We start from the raw sequence: 16,932 nt of genomic DNA, 5'->3' as shown, positions 1-16,932 counted from the left end.
CGAACACCACACAGACACCACAGACACGACACCACACATGACGACAGACAACCCGCGGCTCTGCCGCACGTTTCAGACCGCACCGGCCGCCGTCCCTCGCGAGAACACGGCGAAGTATCTCGACTCGGGTCTCTCGGCCACCGGCTTCGAGAAACCCGACTGGCTCGTCCCCGACATCGAGGACGGGACGGCCCCCGATATGAAAGCCGAGGCACTCGACAACGTCGTCGAACGGCTCCCCGAGAGCGACTTCGTCGGTGAGATCTGGCCCCGCGTCGAGTGGAGCTACGACGACGAGCGGTTCCGCGACCGAGGCGAGGAGCAGATTCACACCCTCGTCCGCGAGGTGGGCGAGTTCGTCGACGGCGTGGTCGTCCCGAAGGTCGGCCGCCTCGAGGACGTGCAGCGCGCCGAAGCGGTCATCAGCGAGGCCGAACGCGAGTACGGCTATCCCGAGGGGAGCGTCGGCCTGAGCGTCATCGTCGAGTCCGGGCGAGCCGTGTCGGACCTGCGGGAGATCGCCCGCTGGGGCGGTGAGTCGCGACTGCACGGGCTGGTGTTCGGCCCGGTCGACTACACGGCAGAGTTGGGTGGCCGGGAACTCGGCGGGGCGGGACCGACGTGGGAGAGCCTCCTGTGGCGACTCTCGAACGAGGCGAGCGCGAACGGTCTCGTCGCGCTCGGCGGCCCGTTCGACCAGCTGTTCGGCGAGCGAGGGGGTGTGCGGTTCTACAACGGCGACGCCTACGCCGACCAGGTGGAGCGCGAGGCACGGGTCGGTCTCGATGGAAGCTGGTCGCTGCATCCCAAGCAGACCGCCCAGGCCAATCGGTTGCACATGCCGTCGGTTGAAGAACTGGAGCGCGACATCCGCCGCATCGAGGCCTTCCAGGAGGCGAAGGGGAGCGGGACGGGTGCGGTCACCGTCGACGGCCAGATGGTCGACGAGGCGACGTTCAAGACGTTCGCAAACACCGTGCGGACGGCACGCGCCATCGACGCGGCGGCTCCCGAGCAGGCCGCCGACGTCTACGGCGAGACGCTGCTGGGGCGGACACGGGCCGTCGACACCGACTGGTAGGTGGCGGCCACGCTTTTCGGTCTGTTCGAGTCGTATTGCAACCGAGAGAGACACGGCCGACATCGGGGCTGCGGCACTCTCTCGACACGTGTCAGTGTACCACGCCGGGTCAGGTTTCGTGACCCTTAAGTAGTGACCACGAATTGTATCCAGTGCAGCAACTGTAGGGGCGTCGGGTCCCGAGTCCGTGTAGGGCGACAATAACCGACCGCGTGTTGCGGTAGCCAAGCCTGGCCCAAGGCGCTGGGTTGCTAACTCAGTGGCGTCAAGCCCCCGGGGTTCGAATCCCCGCCGCAACGCTCGCTCAATCCATCCAGCTATGAGTGCAGAAGAACCACAGGACGGCTCAGCCGAGGAGGAGGACAACCTCCGTTACTTCGTCCGCATCGGGCAGACAGACCTCGATGGGACGAAGTCGGTCGAGCGGTCCCTGACGGACATGAAAGGTATCGGCAAGCGCACAGCGCGCATCGTTGCCGACGCCGCGGGTGTGGACCGACACGCTACGTTCGGTCGACTGGAGCAGGAGGACATCGACGCAGTCACCGATGTCGTCCAGAACTTCGAAGACCACGCCCCGGAGTGGATGGTTAACCGCCAGAAGGACTTCTTCAGCGGGGAGACCACCCACAAAGTCGGAAGCGACCTCGAACAGAAACGCCGCCACGACATCAACCGCATGAAGATGATCAGCTCCTACAAGGGCGTTCGTCACAAGCGCGGCCAGAAGGTCCGCGGACAGCGGACGAAGTCCACCGGTCGTACGGAAGGTACCATCGGTGTCAACGTGGAGGCAATCCGCGAAGAAGCAGAAGCAGAAGAGGGTGGTGAAGAATAATGGCAACCGGAAAGAACACCAAGTTCTACGAGACCCCGAACCATCCCTTCCAGGGCGAGCGTATCGCTCAGGAAGCAGATCTGCTGGGCCGCTACGGCCTCAAGAACAAGAAGGAACTGTGGAAGGCACAGTCCCAGCTTCGTGACTTCCGTCGTGAATCCCGTCGCCTCCTCGGTGAGGCGCAGGGTGACATCGACGTCGCCGAAGCTGAAGGCGCGGACTTCGTCGCTCGCCTCCGCCGACTCGGTATCCTCGGCGAGGAAGACGACATCAGTGCCGTCCTGTCGCTCGACGTGACGGACCTGCTGGAGCGTCGTCTCCAGACCGTCGCCTACCGCAAGGGCCTGGCGAACACGCCGAATCAGGCGCGCCAGTTCATCACCCACGGCCACGTGACGGTCGACGGTGCTCGTGTCACCGTCCCGTCCAAGAAGGTCGAGGTGGCAGAAGAAGACACCGTCAGCTTCGACGAGAACTCGGAGCTCGCGGACGATCTCCACCCGGCACGGGCGGAGGAACAGGAGTAATCAATCATGAGCGAATCCGAAGGTGACAAGTGGGGAATCGCCCACGTCCACGCATCGTTCAACAACACGCTCATCACGGTCACGGACCAGACCGGCGCGGAGACCATCGTGAAGTCCTCCGGCGGGTCGGTCGTCAAGCAGAACCGTGACGAAGCATCGCCGTACGCAGCCATGCAGATGGCCGACTCCATCGCGGACGAGGTCAAGGCTGCAGGCATCTCGGGCCTGCACGTTCGCGTGCGCGGTCCGGGCGGTAACGGCAACAAGTCGCCGGGGCCCGGTGCCCAGGCGACGATTCGCGCGCTCGCACGCGCCGGACTCGAGATCGGCCGCATCGAAGACGTGACGCCGATCCCGCACGACGGCACGCGCGCGCCGAAGAACAAGCGGATGTAACTCACCCATGGCACACGAATTCGACGTCGAGTTCATCGAACGCGGCGACCGGAAGGCACGCTTCCTCGTCCGAGGGCTGACCCCGGCTATCGCAAACGGCATCCGCCGTGCGATGGTCGCGGACGTTCCGACGCTCTCGATCGACACGGTCCGGTTCGTCGAGAACTCCTCGGTGATGTTCGACGAGATGATCGCGCTGCGTCTGGGGCTCGTGCCGCTGACGACGAGCCTCGACGACTTCGAGGAGGGTGAGACGGTCACGCTCGCGCTCGATGTCGAAGGACCGGCCACGGCGTACTCCGGCGACATGGTGTCGTCGGTCGACTACGTCCAGCCGGCAGACGAGAACATCCCGATCATCGAACTGAAAGAGAACCAGCGGCTCGAATTCGAAGCCGACGCGGTTCTCGCATCCGGGAAGTCCCACGCCAAACATCAGGGCGGCGTGGCAGTCGGCTACCGTCACCTCCAGCAGGTGGAGGTCGTCGGCGACGCTCCCGAGTTCGACGAGGAGGAGCCACACATCCTGCGCGGGGTCATCGAGACCGAGGACGGCGAACTCGTCCACACCGACGAGTTCGACAACGACCTCACCAACCGATACCCCGGAAAAGAAGTCGCAGTAAACGACGTGCCGGGCGCGTTCGTCTTCCACGTGGAAACGGACGGCTCGTTCACGGTCGAGGAACTGGTCCTGCGTGCGGTTGAGTCGATCAACCTGCGCGCAGCAGAACTGGAAGAGAAAGTTTCGGTCTGACACCCCATGTCCCCTTCACCCACCACCACGCGCTCGCCTGCCACCGAGGCACCCCGAGCAACGGGTGTGTGGGGCACTCATCGGCGAGGACGCCGACAGTGTACCGAAACTGGTTTTAAGGGGCGTGTAGTAGAGCGGAATGCGTGCAGGGATAGCCAAGTCAGGCCAACGGCGCAGCGTTCAGGGCGCTGTCTCATAGGAGTCCGCAGGTTCAAATCCTGCTCCCTGCACTCCCTTTTTCAGGAGGTTACATCATGAGTAAGACAAACCCGAGACTCACTAGTCTCATCGCCGAGCTGAAGGCGGTCTCTCGCGAATCCGATGCCGGAGTTTGGCAGGACATCGCAGACCGTCTGGAGAAGCCCCGGCGCACCCACGCGGAAGTCAACCTGGGCCGCATCGAGCGGTACGCCCAGGAGGACGAGACCGTCGTCGTCCCCGGCAAGGTGCTGGGGAGCGGTGTGCTGGAGAAGAACGTCACCGTTGCAGCCGTCGACTTCTCCGCCACGGCGCGGAAGAAGATCGAACAGGTCGGCAGCACGGTGTCGCTGGAACAGATTGCAGAAGAGAACCCCGAAGGTTCGAACGTCCGGGTGATTAAATGAGCCTCGCAGAGTTCGACGCAGACGTCGTCATCGACGCACGGGACTGTATCCTCGGCCGCGTTGCCTCCGAAGTTGCGCAGCGCGCAATGGCTGGCGAGAAGGTCGCCATCATCAACGCCGAAGACGCCGTCATCACCGGCAGCGACGACGACATCATGAGCGTCTACCGCAAGCGGCTCGACGTCGGTTCGGACCGGGGTCCGTACTACCCGAAGCGGCCCGACCGGATCTTCAAGCGTGCCGTCCGCGGCATGCTCCCGTACAAGAAGACCCGCGGTCGCGAGGCACTCGAGAACGTCCGCGTCTACGTGGGCAACCCGTTCGACGAGGACGGCGAAGTGCTCGAAGAGACGTCGCTGGACCGACTGTCGAGTATCAAGTTCATCTCCCTCGGGGAGATCAGCGAGAAACTGGGTGCTAACGTCACATGGTAACGAACACGAGCGGCAAGAAGAAGACCGCCGTCGCTCGCGCAACCGTGCGCGAGGGCGAGGGTCGAGTGCGTATCAACTCCCAGCCAGTCGAGCTGGCGGAACCGGAGATGGCACGCCTGAAGATGCTGGAACCGTTCCGCATCGCTGGCGAAGAGCTCCGCGGCGAAGTCGACATCGACGTGCAGGTCGACGGCGGCGGGTTCAGCGGGCAGGCAGACGCCACCCGCACGGCCATCGCACGCGGCATCGTCCAGTACTTCAACGACGCCGAGCTCCGTGATGCGTACATGGAGTTCGACCGGTCGCTGCTGGTCAACGACGTGCGTCAGTCCGAATCCAAGAAATGGGGCGGACCTGGCGCCCGCGCACGCTACCAGAAGTCCTACCGCTAAGGTGATCACACCATGATGATACCCGTCCGGTGTTTCACGTGTGGCAACGTCATCGGCGAACACTGGGAAGAGTTCAAAGCTCGCGCCCGTGACGGCGACGAAGACCCCGCCGAGGTCTTAGACGAGCTCGGCGTTGAGCGCCACTGCTGCCGGCGGATGATGGTCTCGCACAAGGACCTCGTCGACGTCGTCTCCCCCTATCAATGATGACTGCCCAACGCTACAACCGCTACGAGAAAGCCCGAATCCTCGGAGCACGCGCTCTGCAGGTGTCGTACGGCGCGCCGGTGCTCATCGACACGGACGAGACGGAGCCGATCCTGATCGCCGCCGAGGAGTACGACGCAGGCGTGCTACCATTTACGGTCAAGCGGGGTGCACAGTAGAACGATGACGCTCATCACTGCTGTTCGCCTGCGCCGTATCCTCGACTCCCGTGGCAACCCCACGGTCGAGGCGGACGTTCTGACCGAGTCCGGTGGCTTTGGCCGGGCGGCCGCACCGAGTGGTGCGTCCACTGGTGAGTACGAAGCCATCGAACTCCCGCCGAGCGAGGCAATCGCCTCGGCTCGCGAGCACGCGGTTCCGCGGCTCGTGGGCGAAGTCCACGCTGGCAACCAGCGTGAGGTCGACGCGGCACTCCACGCCGCCGACGGCTCGGAGGACTTCTCGGAGATCGGTGCCAACTCGGCCGTCGCCATCTCGATGGCGGCCGCGAAGGCCGGTGCCGACGTGCTCGGCGCGCCGCTGTACCAGCATCTCGGTGGCGCGTTCCGGGGCGACAACTTCCCGATTCCCCTCGGGAACGTCATCGGTGGTGGCGAACACGCGAAGGACGCCACCAACATCCAGGAGTTCCTCGCGGCCCCCGTCGGCGCGCCGAGCGTCGCCGAGGCCGTCTTCGCCAACGCCGAGGTCCACGCCGCCGCCGCCGACATCCTCGACGAGCGCGGCGTGCCCGCGGCGAAGGGCGACGAGGGTGCCTGGGCACCCGCCGTCGACGACGCCGAGGCCTTCGACATCATGGAGGAAGCCGTCGAGCGGGTCGCAGACGACCGCGGCTTCGAGATCAAGTTCGGACTTGACATGGCCGCAGCCGAACTCTACGAGGACGGCGAATACCACTACGGCGACGAGACGAAGTCGGTCGACGAACAGATCGACTACGTCGCCGAGCTGGTGACGGACTACGACCTCGCGTACGTCGAGGACCCCCTCGACGAGAACGACTACGAGGCGTTCGCCGAACTCACCGACCGCGTCGGTGACCAGACGCTCATCTGTGGCGACGACCTGTTCGTGACGAACGTGTCGCGCCTGCAGGAGGGCATCGACAAGGGGGCTGGCAACAGCATCCTCATCAAGCCGAACCAGATCGGCACGCTGACCGACGCCTTCGACGCCATCGAACTGGCGACCGAGCACGGCTACAAGTCCGTCGTCTCTCACCGCTCCGGTGAGACGGAGGATACGACCATCGCACACCTCGCCGTGGCGACCGACGCCCCGTTCATCAAGACGGGCACCGTCCAGGGCGAGCGAACTGCCAAACTCAACGAACTCATCCGCATCGCGGAGGACGCTGTATGAGCGAAAACGACAACGAAGCACTCGAAGCCGCGGAGGAGGAGATCGACGCGGAGCCGGTCGAAGAGGCCGGTGCAGACCCGACTGTCGATCCCGACGTCTCCGCCGAAGAGGACCTGCCCGCCGAGGGGGAAGCCGACGAGGCTGCCGCCGAGGCCGAAGAAACAGAAGAACCCACGTTCGACGAGGACGTCATGCCCGACGACGAGGCAGACCTCCTCATCCCGGTCGAGGACTATCTCTCTGCTGGTGTCCACATCGGTACCCAGCAGAAGACGAAGGACATGGAACGGTTCATCCACCGTGTCCGAGACGACGGCCTGTACGTGCTCGACGTGAGTCAGACCGACTCGCGCGTCCGCACGGCCGCCGACTTCCTCGCCAACTACAACCCCGAACAGGTGCTCGTCACCTCGTCGCGCCAGTACGGTCGGTTCCCGGCGAAGAAGTTCGCCGACGCCATCGGCGCGCGCGCCCGTACCGGGCGGTTCATCCCGGGCACGCTGACGAACCCCGACTACGACGGCTACATCGAGCCGGACGTCGTGGTCGTCACGGACCCCATCGGTGACAGCCAGGCCGTCAAAGAGGCTATCACCGTCGGGATTCCGGTCATCGCGATGTGTGACTCGAACAACCAGACGTCGAACGTCGACCTCGTCATCCCGACGAACAACAAGGGTCGTCGCGCACTGTCGGTCGTCTACTGGCTGCTGGCCAACGAGACGCTCGACCGCCGCGGCGCCGAACCCACGTACGCCCTCGACGACTTCGAGGCCGGCATCTAACTCGGGATTTCGAGTTCAGACGGTTCGATTCATTTCTATCGCACGCTGAGACCGTCAGTAGCGACGCTCCGCACGGTCTCGTATCAACACAAGAACTACTTCGTGGCCACCAGTGGTGACGGACAGATGGTCTCTCGTTCGTCGCTCGTCCGACTCGGTGTTCTGGTCGTCTTCACCGGTGCAGCCGCAGTGCTGTTCCGCGTCGTCCCGAGCATCTCACTGGGTGGCACGGCCGTCCGGACGGCACTCGTCGTCGCCGCCGTCGGCGGCGTCTTTTGTCTCTGGTCCGGTTTCAGAAGATACCGAGACGGGCGGCCACGAGCCGCGGCGTGGTTCGTACTGCTCGGCGTCGGGCTTCCACTGTCGCTCGTCGACCGTCCAGTCGTTCCGTGGGTCGGAGTCGCCTTCGTGCTCGCCAGCGTCGCCGTCTCGTGGCAACTCGACGGCCGGCTCAGAGCACTGTTCTCGAACGAGAGCTAAAAGAGAGAACGAAAAAGAACGGAACGGGACGCTCTCCGTTATTCGATGACGACGAGCACGTCGCCCATGTCGACGGACTCGCCCTCGCCGACGAGGACCTGCGAGACCGTGCCGCCGCGGGAGGCAACGACGTCGTTCTCCATCTTCATCGCTTCGAGGACGCAGACAACATCGCCAGACGCGACCTCGTCGCCCTCGCTGACGTTGACAGAGAGGATGGTCCCCTGCATCTCGGCTTCGACCCGTTCGCCGTCGCCCTCGACGACGACCTCTTCTTTCTCCTCGCTCTGCTTTGCCTGCGGGGGTCGCTGGGAGCTGCCCTTGTTCCGGCCGCCGCCGGAAACCGGGATGGCGGGCGCGCCGCGCTCTTCGAGCGAGACCTGGAAGCGCTTGCCGTTGACCTCGACGGTGAAGTCGCGTTCGGTGACTTCTTCGTCGTCGTCTTCCTCCGACTCGGACTCGGCCGGACCCCACTCCGCGACGGCCTGCTTGATACGCTCTTTGTCCAGCTCTTCGTCGAGATACTTCGTCGTGTGCTCGCCAGCACAGAATTTCTCGTCGGTGAGCATCAGCCGGTGGAAGGGGATGATGGTGTGGAAGCCCTCGACCTCGAACTCCGCCAGCGCGCGCTCGGAGCGGGTGATACACTCGTCTCTGTCCCCTGCAGTGACGATGAGCTTCGCGATCATCGAGTCGTAGTCCGTCACCAGGTCGTCGCCCTGCCGGAGGGCGTCGTCCATGCGGACGCCGATACCGCCCGGCGGGTCGTAGGTCTCCAGTTTGCCACCCGGCGCGGGCGCGAAGTTCTGTGCGGCGTTCTCGGCGTTGATACGGAACTCGATGGCGTGGCCATCGATTTCGACGTCGTCCTGTGCGAAGTCGAGTTCCTCGCCCGCGGCGACCCGGAGCTGCCACTTGACGATGTCGATGCCCGTGACCTGCTCGGTGACGCAGTGTTCGACCTGAATCCGGGTGTTGACCTCCATGAAGTAGAACTCGCCGTCCTCGACGAGGAACTCCACGGTCCCGGCGTTGGCGTAGTCGGCGGCCTTGACACCGCGGCGGGCGGCCTCGCCGATGCGCTCGCGCAGGTCCTCGGTCAGCGCGGGCGACGGTGCCTCCTCGATGACCTTCTGGTGACGCCGCTGGAGCGAACAGTCACGCTCGCCGAGATGGCGGACGTTGCCGTGTTCGTCGGCGAGGATTTGGACTTCGATGTGGCGCGGAGCTTCCAGATACTTCTCGACGTAGACCGACGCGTTGTCGAAGTACGCCTCACCCTCACGCTGGGCCGTCGCGAGCTGGTCTTCGACCTCGTCCTCCGAGTGGACGACCTTCAGGCCGCGGCCGCCGCCGCCACCCTCGGCCTTGATGGCCACGGGGTAGCCGTACTCGTCGGCGATTTCCTTGACCTCGTCGGCGGACTCGACGGGTTCGGTCGTGCCGGGGACGACGGGGACGTCGGCCTCCTGCATCAGCGCGCGAGCCTTCGTCTTCTCGCCGAGCCGTTCCATCGCCGCCGCGGAGGGACCGATCCACTTCATCTCGCTCTCGCCGACCTTCGCGGCGAACGTGGCGTTCTCCGCGAGGAAGCCGTAGCCGGGGTGGATGGCGTCGGCACCGGCCTTCCGCCCGGCTTCGATGACCGCCTCGTGGTCGAGATAGGAGTCGGCCGCGCGGGCCGGGCCGATGTTGTACGCCTCGTCGGCGTAGCGGACGTGCCCCGAGTGCTTGTCGGCGTCGCTGTAGACCGCGACGGTGCGGATTCCGAGCTCTTCACAGGCGCGCATGACGCGCACTGCGATCTCACCTCGGTTCGCGACGAGAACCTTACTGAACATTTCTTGGGAACCCCTACACACAATGGTCCCGTTATTCTATCGGTCCGAAATCGGAGTGTTGTCAGCACGCCGTGCTCACGTATCGACGTGACGACGGCCGTCTCGCGGCGGTGGACTCTTGGCCACGCCGGGTCGAGAACGGCCATGCGTCTCATCGGCCACCGCGGCTGTCCCGCCCACGCTCCGGAGAACACCGTCGCCGCCGTCGAGCGGGCGGTCGAACACGTCGACATGGTGGAGATCGACGTCCAGCGGTGCGGGTCGGGCGAGCTGGTCGTCTTCCACGACGAGGCGTTGACGCGGCTGACGGGCGCGGACGGGCTGGTCCGAGAGACGGACTGGGAGACACTTCGGGACCTCCGCGTCGACGGCAGCGACGAGGGAATCCCACTCCTCTCGGAGCTGCTCGACGCCGTCCCCCCGTCGGTCGGCGTCAACGTCGAACTGAAACACGCCGGGATGGCCGGGGAGGTGGTCGCGGAGCTGAGTGGCCGAGGAAACGAGTTCCTTGTCTCGTCGTTCGAGAGCGACGCACTCCGGGAGGTGAGAGAGCGGAGCGACGTCCCGCTCGCGTACCTGTTCGCCGAAGAGTGGGCCAAGTCGCTGGCGACGGCGACGGACCTCGGCTGTGCGTACGTCCATCCGCTCTACACCCTCTTGCTGGAAGTCGGAGACGAAAGCCGGGTCGACGAAGCCCACGGCTTGGGGTTCGAAGTCAACGCGTGGACCGTGCCAACGCGTGAAGAGGTCGAAGAGCTTCGCGGGCGGGGCGTCGACGGCGTCATCGTCGACGACTGGAGGCTGGTCTAGAACCGGTCTGCACGCGACGCGGCGGTCCAGGAGTCAGTCGGCGCGCCGTCGGGCACGCGTTGCAGCGAGCGACCCTGCAGCCCCTCGATGCGGCCCGCGAAGGTCCACTTCTCGCCCTGCCACGTCTCTTCTTCATCTCCGGCGGCCGCCGCTGCGGCGGCCTGCTGGTCGCGGATGTGCGCGCCGAGGGCGGCGACGATGGCCGCGGCCTCCTCGGGGTCGGCGTCGTCCGGGAGGCTGATGTCGTCGACGAGAGTCATCAGATGGGGATGTTACCGTGTTTCTTGTCCGGGAGGTCCCCGCGCTTCGAGGTGAGCATCTCCAGGTCGGCGATGAGACGCGCGCGGGTCTCCGGCGGTTCGATGACGTCGTCGAGGAAGCCCTGGTCGGCGGCAGTGTAGGGGTTCGCGAACTCCTCGCGGTACTCCTCGATGAGTTCGTCGCGGCGGGCGTCCGGGTCATCCGCGGCCTCGAGTTCCTTCGAGTAGAGGATGTTGACCGCACCCTGCGGACCCATCACGGCGATCTCGGCCGACGGCCAGGCGTAGTTGACGTCCGCGCCGAGATGTTTCGAGGCCATGACGTCGTAGGCACCGCCGTAGGCCTTGCGGGTGATGACCGTCAGCAGCGGGACCTGTGCCTCGGAGTAGGCATACAGGAGCTTCGCGCCGTGGCGGATGATGCCGTTGTGTTCCTGGTCGGTGCCGGGCAGGAAGCCGGGCACGTCGACGAAGGTCACGATGGGCACGTTGAACGCATCACAGCAGCGGACGAATCTGGCCGCTTTCTCGGAGGCTTCGATGTCGAGCGTCCCCGCGTTGACGCGCGGTTGGTTGGCGACAATCCCCACGGAACGGCCGTCGAGGCGGGCGAAGCCGACGACGATGTTCTTCGCGAAGTCCTCGTGGACCTCGAAGAACGAGCCCTCGTCGGCGACGCGGCCGATGACGTCCGTGATGTCGTAGGGTTTCCGGGGCTGGTCCGGGACGATCTCGTTGAGTTCCTCGTCGGCGCGCTCGGGGTCGTCCCACGGCTCGACGCGCGGGGGGTCCTCGACGTTGTTCTGCGGGAGATACGAGAGGAGCAGGGCGATGTTGTCGAGTGCCTCCTCCTCGGAGTCGGCGGCGAAGTGCGCGACGCCGGACGTCGAGGCGTGGGTCTTCGCGCCGCCGAGTTCCTCGAACGTCACTTCCTCGCCCGTGACCGTCTTGATAACGTCCGGGCCGGTGATGAACATATGGCTCGTATCCTTCACCATGAAGGTGAAGTCCGTCAGGCCGGGCGAGTAGACCGCGCCACCCGCACACGGGCCCATGATGGCCGAAATCTGCGGGACGACCCCGCTGGCCTCGGTGTTGCGGCGGAAGATCTCACCGAACCCGCCGAGGGACTTGACGCCCTCTTGGATTCGCGCGCCAGCCGAGTCGTTGAGACCGACGACGGGGGCACCGACCTCCATCGCCTTGTCCATCACCTTGCAGATCTTCTCGGCGAAGACCTCGCCGAGCGAGCCGCCGAAGACGGTGAAGTCGTGGGCGAAGACGAAGACGGTCCGGCCGTTGACCTCGCCGTAGCCCGTGACGACGCCGTCGCCGTACAGCTGTTTCTCCTCCATCCCGAACGTGTGGGTGCGGTGGGTGCGAAACTGGTCGAACTCTTGGAACGTCCCGTCGTCGAGGAAGTAGTCGATACGCTCGCGAGCCGTCATCTTGCCCTTGTCGTGCTGGGACTCGATGCGGTCCTCGCCGCCGCCGAGAAGTGCTTCGTCGCGCTTCTCGCGGAGTTCCTCGATTCGGTCGTCCATGGTCATTTGTGACCACCTGCGCTCATTACCACCAAGATGCAAGAGACACGGGAAATAAATTCCGCATGTCGCAAGGGGAGTTCGACAGCTGTCGAGAGTGTCCTGATTCGGAACCGCGTACGTCGTCTTACACCCCAGCCGCGGCCCCTGGCCCGAGCGTCACCAGTGCCGCGCCGACGACGATGACCACCGCGCCGACGACGACGCCCTTCGTGACGGTTTCGAGGTCCGAGAGCAGGAAATACGAGAACACGGTCGTGAAGAGCGGTGCGGTCGCCGCCAGCGGATCGACGATAGCGACGTCGCCCGCGGGCAGCGAGAACGCCGTGAAGAGCGACAGGAGGGCGGCGGCGGTCAGGACGCCGCTGCCAGCGAAGTAGAGGTAGCTCCGCGTAGGGGAGCCGAAGACGGCGTCGCGGTGGCGGGTGAGCGCGTAGGCTGCCAGCGCGACGAGCGCGGCCGTCTCGTTCAGCGTCACCGCTTCGAGCGCGTTCGTCGGCGACGTGGTCAGCCCGTATCTCCGAAGGACGTTACCGACGGCGAAGAAGGCAGCCGCGCCGAGCGGAAAGAGCAGGTCCCGCGGCTGCCAGCCACGCAGGTCGCCGCCCTTCGCGAGCGTGAGCACGACGAGCCCCGCGACGAGGACGACGACGCCGACGCCGGTGGTGAGCGTCACCGACTCGCCGAGGAAGCCGACCGCGAGTGCCGTCGCGAAGAGCGGCCGGGCACTGATGACGGCACTGTTGACGCTCGCGCCGACGCGTTCGACGCCGTTGAAGACGGCGATGCGGCCGAGGGCGGTCCCGACCGCGCCGGCGACGACGAAGACACCGAGCGTTGCGAGCGACAGGTCGGCAAAGAGATCGAAACCCTGCCGGAAGAAGAGGAGCAGCCAGTAGATCGCCGAATCGACGGTCACCACGACGAGCGCGGCCTGGACGGCGTCACCACCTTCGGACATCCCGCGCTTCGAGAGCACGGGTGAGAACCCCCACAGCAGCGCGGGGACGAGCGCGAGGAGATAGACCTCCGGCGGTGCAGAGAACAGACTCGACAGCTCCGAAGTGCCCCAAAGTGGCGTCACGATACCCGAGAGCGGTCCGACCATGGCCACCGTTGTCTCGGGAGTAAGAAGGACGCGCCGGAAGCCTCGGCGTTTGCCGACTCTTTCGGTTCCCTCAGACCAGCGAGCGCGACCCGCGCAGGCCGAGGAAGGCCGCGAGGGTCACGACGACGGTCGCCGCGAGCGTCAGCCAGAAGCCCGAAACCGGGACGACGGACGCGGCCAGCCCGCCGAAGCCGAGACTCGACAGGAGCGTGAAGACGAGAAAGAGCGGGATGACGACGCCGACCGCGAAGAGCCACGGCGTGCTCAGCGACTCCGTGAGCGAGCCACCGCCCTTCACGAACTCGTCGAGCGCGTCGACGCCGAGCACCCAACCGACGAACAGCAGGAAGGCGATAAGTCCGGCCGTGAGCAGCGAGTCGACGAGCGGGCCGGCGACGAAGCTGAAGAGCGACGCCTGCAGCGCGTTGACCGCGCCCGTGACGGTGACGACACCGAACATCCCGAGGACGGCGACGCGTCGCGAGAGGTCGAACTCGTCGACGAGGAAGGAGACGGGAATCTCCAACATCGAGATCGACGAGGAGAGCGCGGCGAGCGTCACGACGCCGAAGAAGGCCGTCGCGATGAGCGTCCCGGCGGGGAGGCGGGCGAACGCGCCGGCGATACTGACGAAGAGCGCGCCGGGACCGCTGCCGCCGGCCTCGCCGACGACCGAGAACAGCAGCGGGAAGACGACCAAGCCAGCAAGCACGCCGACGAAGGTGTTGAGCACGGCGATGGTCGTCGCGTCGAACGGCAGCGAGCGGTCGTCACCGAGATACGAGGAGTAGGTGATCATCGTGCCCGCGCCGAGCGAGAGGGTGAACAGTGCCTGTCCCGCGGCGGGACCGAGGACGTCGAAGAAGTTCGCCCGCAGCGTCGCGAGGTCGAAACTGAGATAGAAGGCGTAGCCCGCGGCCGCGTTCGGCTGCTGGGAGGCCCAGACGGCAAGCCCGACGAGGAGCAGGAGGATGGCGGGCATCATCACTTTCGTCCCGACCTCGATGCCCCTGCGGACGCCCGCGAAGACGATGAGACCGGTCAGCGCGAGAAAGCCGACGTGGTAGGCGACGGCCTCCGTCGTGAACGCGAGGCTGTCGTAGTACGGGCCGGGGTCGGTGAAGTAGGGTGCTGGTCCCGCCGTGCCGAGCGCGACCGCGCTCTCGACGAAGTAGCGCAGAATCCAGCCGCCGACGACGCTGTAAAACGAGAGCAGGATGACGCCGGTGACGACGCTGAACATCCCGACGATTCCCCACGCACGCGACCCCGAGAGTTCACGGAGCGCGCCGACCGGGTTGCGGCCGGAGCGACGGCCGATGACGAACTCCCCGAGGATGCCGGGAACCCCGACGAGCAGGACGATTGCCAGATAGACGAGCAGAAAGGCACTGCCTCCGTTCTCCGCTGTCACCCACGGGAACCGCCAGATGTTCCCGAGACCGACGGCGCTGCCGACGGCCGCGAGGATGAACCCCATCCTCGTTGCCCACGTTTCTCGTGTCATTGTCATGCATTGGCCTATTCTGCTTAAAGTGGGTTTCGAGTCGTGGAACCGTCAAATTCCCATGATAACGGTTTTCCGACGTTCGGACGGCCGTCTAACGAAACGAACTTCCACAAAAGTCGGCTGTTCGGTGACGATTCGTAACCTCTCAACTGTGAGAGACGTTCGGAGTCGCTCGCGTGCTCAGAGCGGCGGCACGATGGCCCCACCGACGAACAGCGTCTGGAGACCGAGCAGCAGCGTGCCGACGACGGCGACGATGACGACCGTCCGGGCCGTCCAGAGCCACGTCAGGCCGACGCCGTCACCGAAGTCGCTGCCCTTCAGCAGTTCCCCGAGTGCCGGGCGGCCGAAGACCCAACCGGCGAAGACGAGGATGCCGAGCACGGAGAGGGGCAGCAGCAGCTGGTACGCGAGGTTGTCGAACCACGTCAGCCAGGCGGTGTCCCACGCCGAGGGGATGCCGAGCGCGAAGATGACGCCGCCGAGTCCCGTCGCGATGACGGGACGGCTGTAAGACGTGTTGTCGACGGCCCACGAGACGACCACTTCGAGGAGGCTGATCGCACTCGACAGCGCGGCGATGAGCACGACGACGAAGAAGACGAAGCCGAGGACCTGCCCGGCCGGAAGCTCCGCGAACGCCGTGGCGACGCTGACGAAGACCGCACCGGCACCGCTGGTGTTCGGGTCGATACCCTGTGCGAAGAGCAGCGGCAGGACGACGAGACCGGCGAGGATGCCGACGAAGGAGTTCAGCACGACGATGGTGACGCTGTCGGCGAACAGGCTCTCGTCGCCGTCGATGTAGGAGGCGTAGGTGATCATCGCGCCCATGCCGAGCGAGAGCGAGAAAAACGCCTGGCCGACGGCGAAGGGGACGATTTCGGTGAAGTTGGCGGCGAGCGCGCCGAAGTCCGGCGAGAGGAAGTACGCGTAGCCCTCGCTCGCACCCGGCAGGGTGAACGCGAAGGCCGCGAGACCGACGAGCATGACGACGACGCTCGGCACCATCAGCTTCGTCGCCTTCTCAATGCCGTCCTCGATACCGAGGGCGACGATGCCGACGACGAGTGCCATGAAGACCGCGTGGAGCGCGAGTGCTTCCGGACCGGCCGAAACCTGCCCGAAGTAGGCCGCCGGGTCACTGAAGTACGCGCCGGTGATGCTGCCGCCGATGTAGCGCAGCACCCAGCCGCCGACGACGCTGTAGTACGACAGAATCCAGAAGCCCGTCGCCAGCCCGATTGCGCCGACGATACGCCAGTTGCGGTAGCCGAGTTTCTCGAAGGCGTCGATGGTGTTCAGGTTCGTCTTCCGGCCGATGACGAACTCGGCGAGCATCGCGGGGATGCCGATGCCGAGCGCGGCGATCAGATAGACGAGGAGGAACGACGCCCCCCCGAACTGTGCGGTCTTGAACGGGAACTGCCAGATGTTCCCGAGACCGACGGCACTGCCGACGGCCGCGAGGATGAATCCTGCCCTCGTTGCCCACGTTTCTCGTTCACTCATGTGTGTGTCTGGTTCGCCCGTTGTCCGATAGCGCGGAAAAGCCTCACGAATCCCGACTCCGATTCTCCGACACAATCGTGAAAATTACGCCGAATGTGCATCTCTGTTCATTACTGTCCAATTCAAAAGCGTCAATCGGCGAGGAACTGGCCGTTTGAACAGTTCACACGTGTCATGGTGTGTGGTGTGATGAGCCGTGACTCGCGGTGTCGACGACGCTGAGCACGACCGCGTTGGCGCGGGAGGAACCGTCGTCCGAGGCGGCCATCAGCTCGCCGTCGGGGGCGACCGAGAGCAGACCCGCGTGTGAATGCTCGTCGCCGTGTCGCAGACTCTCACGCCGGGGTTGCTTTGAAAGCGCTTTTATGGGGTGATGCGCAATTCAGAGTTACAGCCTGCCCGGGGTTGATGATACTCCTCGTCGTCAGGGAACGACCACTTCCGCTGAGGTTTCTCGGTGGG

General features: G+C 65.3%; 20 protein-coding genes and 2 tRNA genes. 16 read left to right on the top strand and 6 right to left on the bottom strand.

Annotated elements, in window-relative coordinates:
- Window positions 1-37: 37 nt before the first annotated feature.
- From citE to BLR57_RS07730, 15 genes are all read left to right on the top strand, one after another.
- Window positions 38-1,081, top strand: coding sequence for an L-malyl-CoA/beta-methylmalyl-CoA lyase (gene citE, locus BLR57_RS07800; protein ID WP_089696263.1), 1,044 nt, complete (start codon window positions 38-40; stop codon window positions 1,079-1,081).
- A 214-nt stretch (window positions 1,082-1,295) separates the two neighbouring features.
- A tRNA-Ser gene (locus BLR57_RS07795) sits at window positions 1,296-1,380 on the top strand.
- Window positions 1,381-1,400: 20 nt separating this feature from the next.
- Window positions 1,401-1,919, top strand: a complete 519-nt coding sequence (locus BLR57_RS07790; protein WP_089696261.1) for a 30S ribosomal protein S13 — start codon at window positions 1,401-1,403, stop codon at window positions 1,917-1,919.
- Window positions 1,919-2,446 (top strand): 30S ribosomal protein S4, encoded by a 528-nt coding sequence (locus BLR57_RS07785; protein ID WP_089696258.1) that lies wholly within the window; start codon window positions 1,919-1,921, stop codon window positions 2,444-2,446. The genes BLR57_RS07790 and BLR57_RS07785 overlap by 1 nt, the downstream gene beginning before the upstream one ends.
- A 6-nt stretch (window positions 2,447-2,452) precedes the next feature.
- A complete protein-coding gene (locus BLR57_RS07780) occupies window positions 2,453-2,842 on the top strand; it encodes a 30S ribosomal protein S11 (RefSeq protein ID WP_089696254.1) in 390 nt (129 codons plus the stop codon).
- 7 nt (window positions 2,843-2,849) lie between these two features.
- The gene (locus tag BLR57_RS07775; RefSeq protein WP_089696251.1) at window positions 2,850-3,599 is read left to right on the top strand and encodes a DNA-directed RNA polymerase subunit D; all 750 of its coding nucleotides are present in this window, start codon (window positions 2,850-2,852) and stop codon (window positions 3,597-3,599) included.
- 145 nt (window positions 3,600-3,744) lie between these two features.
- A tRNA-Leu gene (locus tag BLR57_RS07770) sits at window positions 3,745-3,829 on the top strand.
- A 24-nt stretch (window positions 3,830-3,853) separates the two neighbouring features.
- The gene (locus tag BLR57_RS07765; RefSeq protein WP_089696247.1) at window positions 3,854-4,204 is read left to right on the top strand and encodes a 50S ribosomal protein L18e; all 351 of its coding nucleotides are present in this window, start codon (window positions 3,854-3,856) and stop codon (window positions 4,202-4,204) included.
- Entirely contained in the window at window positions 4,201-4,638 is a 438-nt protein-coding gene (locus tag BLR57_RS07760) for a 50S ribosomal protein L13 (protein ID WP_089696243.1), read from the top strand. The genes BLR57_RS07765 and BLR57_RS07760 overlap by 4 nt, the downstream gene beginning before the upstream one ends.
- Window positions 4,632-5,030 carry a 30S ribosomal protein S9 gene (locus tag BLR57_RS07755; protein WP_089696239.1) on the top strand — a complete coding sequence of 133 codons (399 nt, stop codon included), beginning with the start codon at window positions 4,632-4,634 and terminating at the stop codon, window positions 5,028-5,030. The genes BLR57_RS07760 and BLR57_RS07755 overlap by 7 nt, the downstream gene beginning before the upstream one ends.
- A gap of 12 nt (window positions 5,031-5,042) precedes the next feature.
- Window positions 5,043-5,237: a DNA-directed RNA polymerase subunit N gene (locus BLR57_RS07750; protein WP_089696236.1), complete on the top strand. Its 195-nt coding sequence runs from the start codon at window positions 5,043-5,045 to the stop codon at window positions 5,235-5,237.
- Window positions 5,237-5,416 (top strand): DNA-directed RNA polymerase subunit K, encoded by a 180-nt coding sequence (locus tag BLR57_RS07745; protein ID WP_089696233.1) that lies wholly within the window; start codon window positions 5,237-5,239, stop codon window positions 5,414-5,416. Before BLR57_RS07750 ends, BLR57_RS07745 begins: the two co-directional genes overlap by 1 nt.
- 4 nt (window positions 5,417-5,420) lie before the next feature.
- Window positions 5,421-6,620, top strand: coding sequence for a phosphopyruvate hydratase (gene eno / locus BLR57_RS07740; protein ID WP_089696230.1), 1,200 nt, complete (start codon window positions 5,421-5,423; stop codon window positions 6,618-6,620).
- Window positions 6,617-7,405 carry a 30S ribosomal protein S2 gene (gene rpsB / locus BLR57_RS07735; protein WP_089696226.1) on the top strand — a complete coding sequence of 263 codons (789 nt, stop codon included), beginning with the start codon at window positions 6,617-6,619 and terminating at the stop codon, window positions 7,403-7,405. Before eno ends, rpsB begins: the two co-directional genes overlap by 4 nt.
- A 126-nt stretch (window positions 7,406-7,531) precedes the next feature.
- Entirely contained in the window at window positions 7,532-7,885 is a 354-nt protein-coding gene (locus BLR57_RS07730; RefSeq protein WP_089696223.1) for a hypothetical protein, read from the top strand.
- A gap of 38 nt (window positions 7,886-7,923) precedes the next feature.
- Here BLR57_RS07730 and BLR57_RS07725 read toward each other — a convergent pair whose 3' ends face one another.
- Window positions 7,924-9,726, bottom strand: coding sequence for an acetyl-CoA carboxylase biotin carboxylase subunit (locus tag BLR57_RS07725; protein ID WP_089696220.1), 1,803 nt, complete (start codon window positions 9,724-9,726; stop codon window positions 7,924-7,926).
- Window positions 9,727-9,870: 144 nt separating this feature from the next.
- Here BLR57_RS07725 and BLR57_RS07720 point away from each other — a divergent pair, with 144 nt between their 5' ends.
- The gene (locus BLR57_RS07720) at window positions 9,871-10,536 is read left to right on the top strand and encodes a glycerophosphodiester phosphodiesterase (RefSeq protein WP_089696216.1); all 666 of its coding nucleotides are present in this window, start codon (window positions 9,871-9,873) and stop codon (window positions 10,534-10,536) included.
- Here BLR57_RS07720 and BLR57_RS07715 read toward each other — a convergent pair.
- The 5 genes from BLR57_RS07715 to BLR57_RS07695 form a co-directional block, all read right to left on the bottom strand.
- Window positions 10,533-10,796, bottom strand: a complete 264-nt coding sequence (locus BLR57_RS07715; RefSeq protein ID WP_089696213.1) for a DUF8022 family protein — start codon at window positions 10,794-10,796, stop codon at window positions 10,533-10,535. The genes BLR57_RS07720 and BLR57_RS07715 overlap by 4 nt on opposite strands.
- The gene (locus tag BLR57_RS07710; protein ID WP_089697628.1) at window positions 10,796-12,340 is read right to left on the bottom strand and encodes an acyl-CoA carboxylase subunit beta; all 1,545 of its coding nucleotides are present in this window, start codon (window positions 12,338-12,340) and stop codon (window positions 10,796-10,798) included. The genes BLR57_RS07715 and BLR57_RS07710 overlap by 1 nt, the downstream gene beginning before the upstream one ends.
- 127 nt (window positions 12,341-12,467) lie before the next feature.
- Window positions 12,468-13,448: a DMT family transporter gene (locus tag BLR57_RS07705; protein WP_170830588.1), complete on the bottom strand. Its 981-nt coding sequence runs from the start codon at window positions 13,446-13,448 to the stop codon at window positions 12,468-12,470.
- Window positions 13,449-13,518: 70 nt separating this feature from the next.
- The gene (locus BLR57_RS07700) at window positions 13,519-14,955 is read right to left on the bottom strand and encodes a sodium-dependent transporter (protein WP_089696211.1); all 1,437 of its coding nucleotides are present in this window, start codon (window positions 14,953-14,955) and stop codon (window positions 13,519-13,521) included.
- 183 nt (window positions 14,956-15,138) lie between these two features.
- Window positions 15,139-16,470, bottom strand: a complete 1,332-nt coding sequence (locus BLR57_RS07695; RefSeq protein ID WP_089696207.1) for a sodium-dependent transporter — start codon at window positions 16,468-16,470, stop codon at window positions 15,139-15,141.
- Window positions 16,471-16,932 lie beyond the last annotated feature (462 nt).

Source organism: Halogranum gelatinilyticum, assembly GCF_900103715.1.
GTDB lineage: Archaea > Halobacteriota > Halobacteria > Halobacteriales > Haloferacaceae > Halogranum > Halogranum gelatinilyticum.
This window is presented reverse-complemented; position numbering and strand designations above follow the sequence as displayed.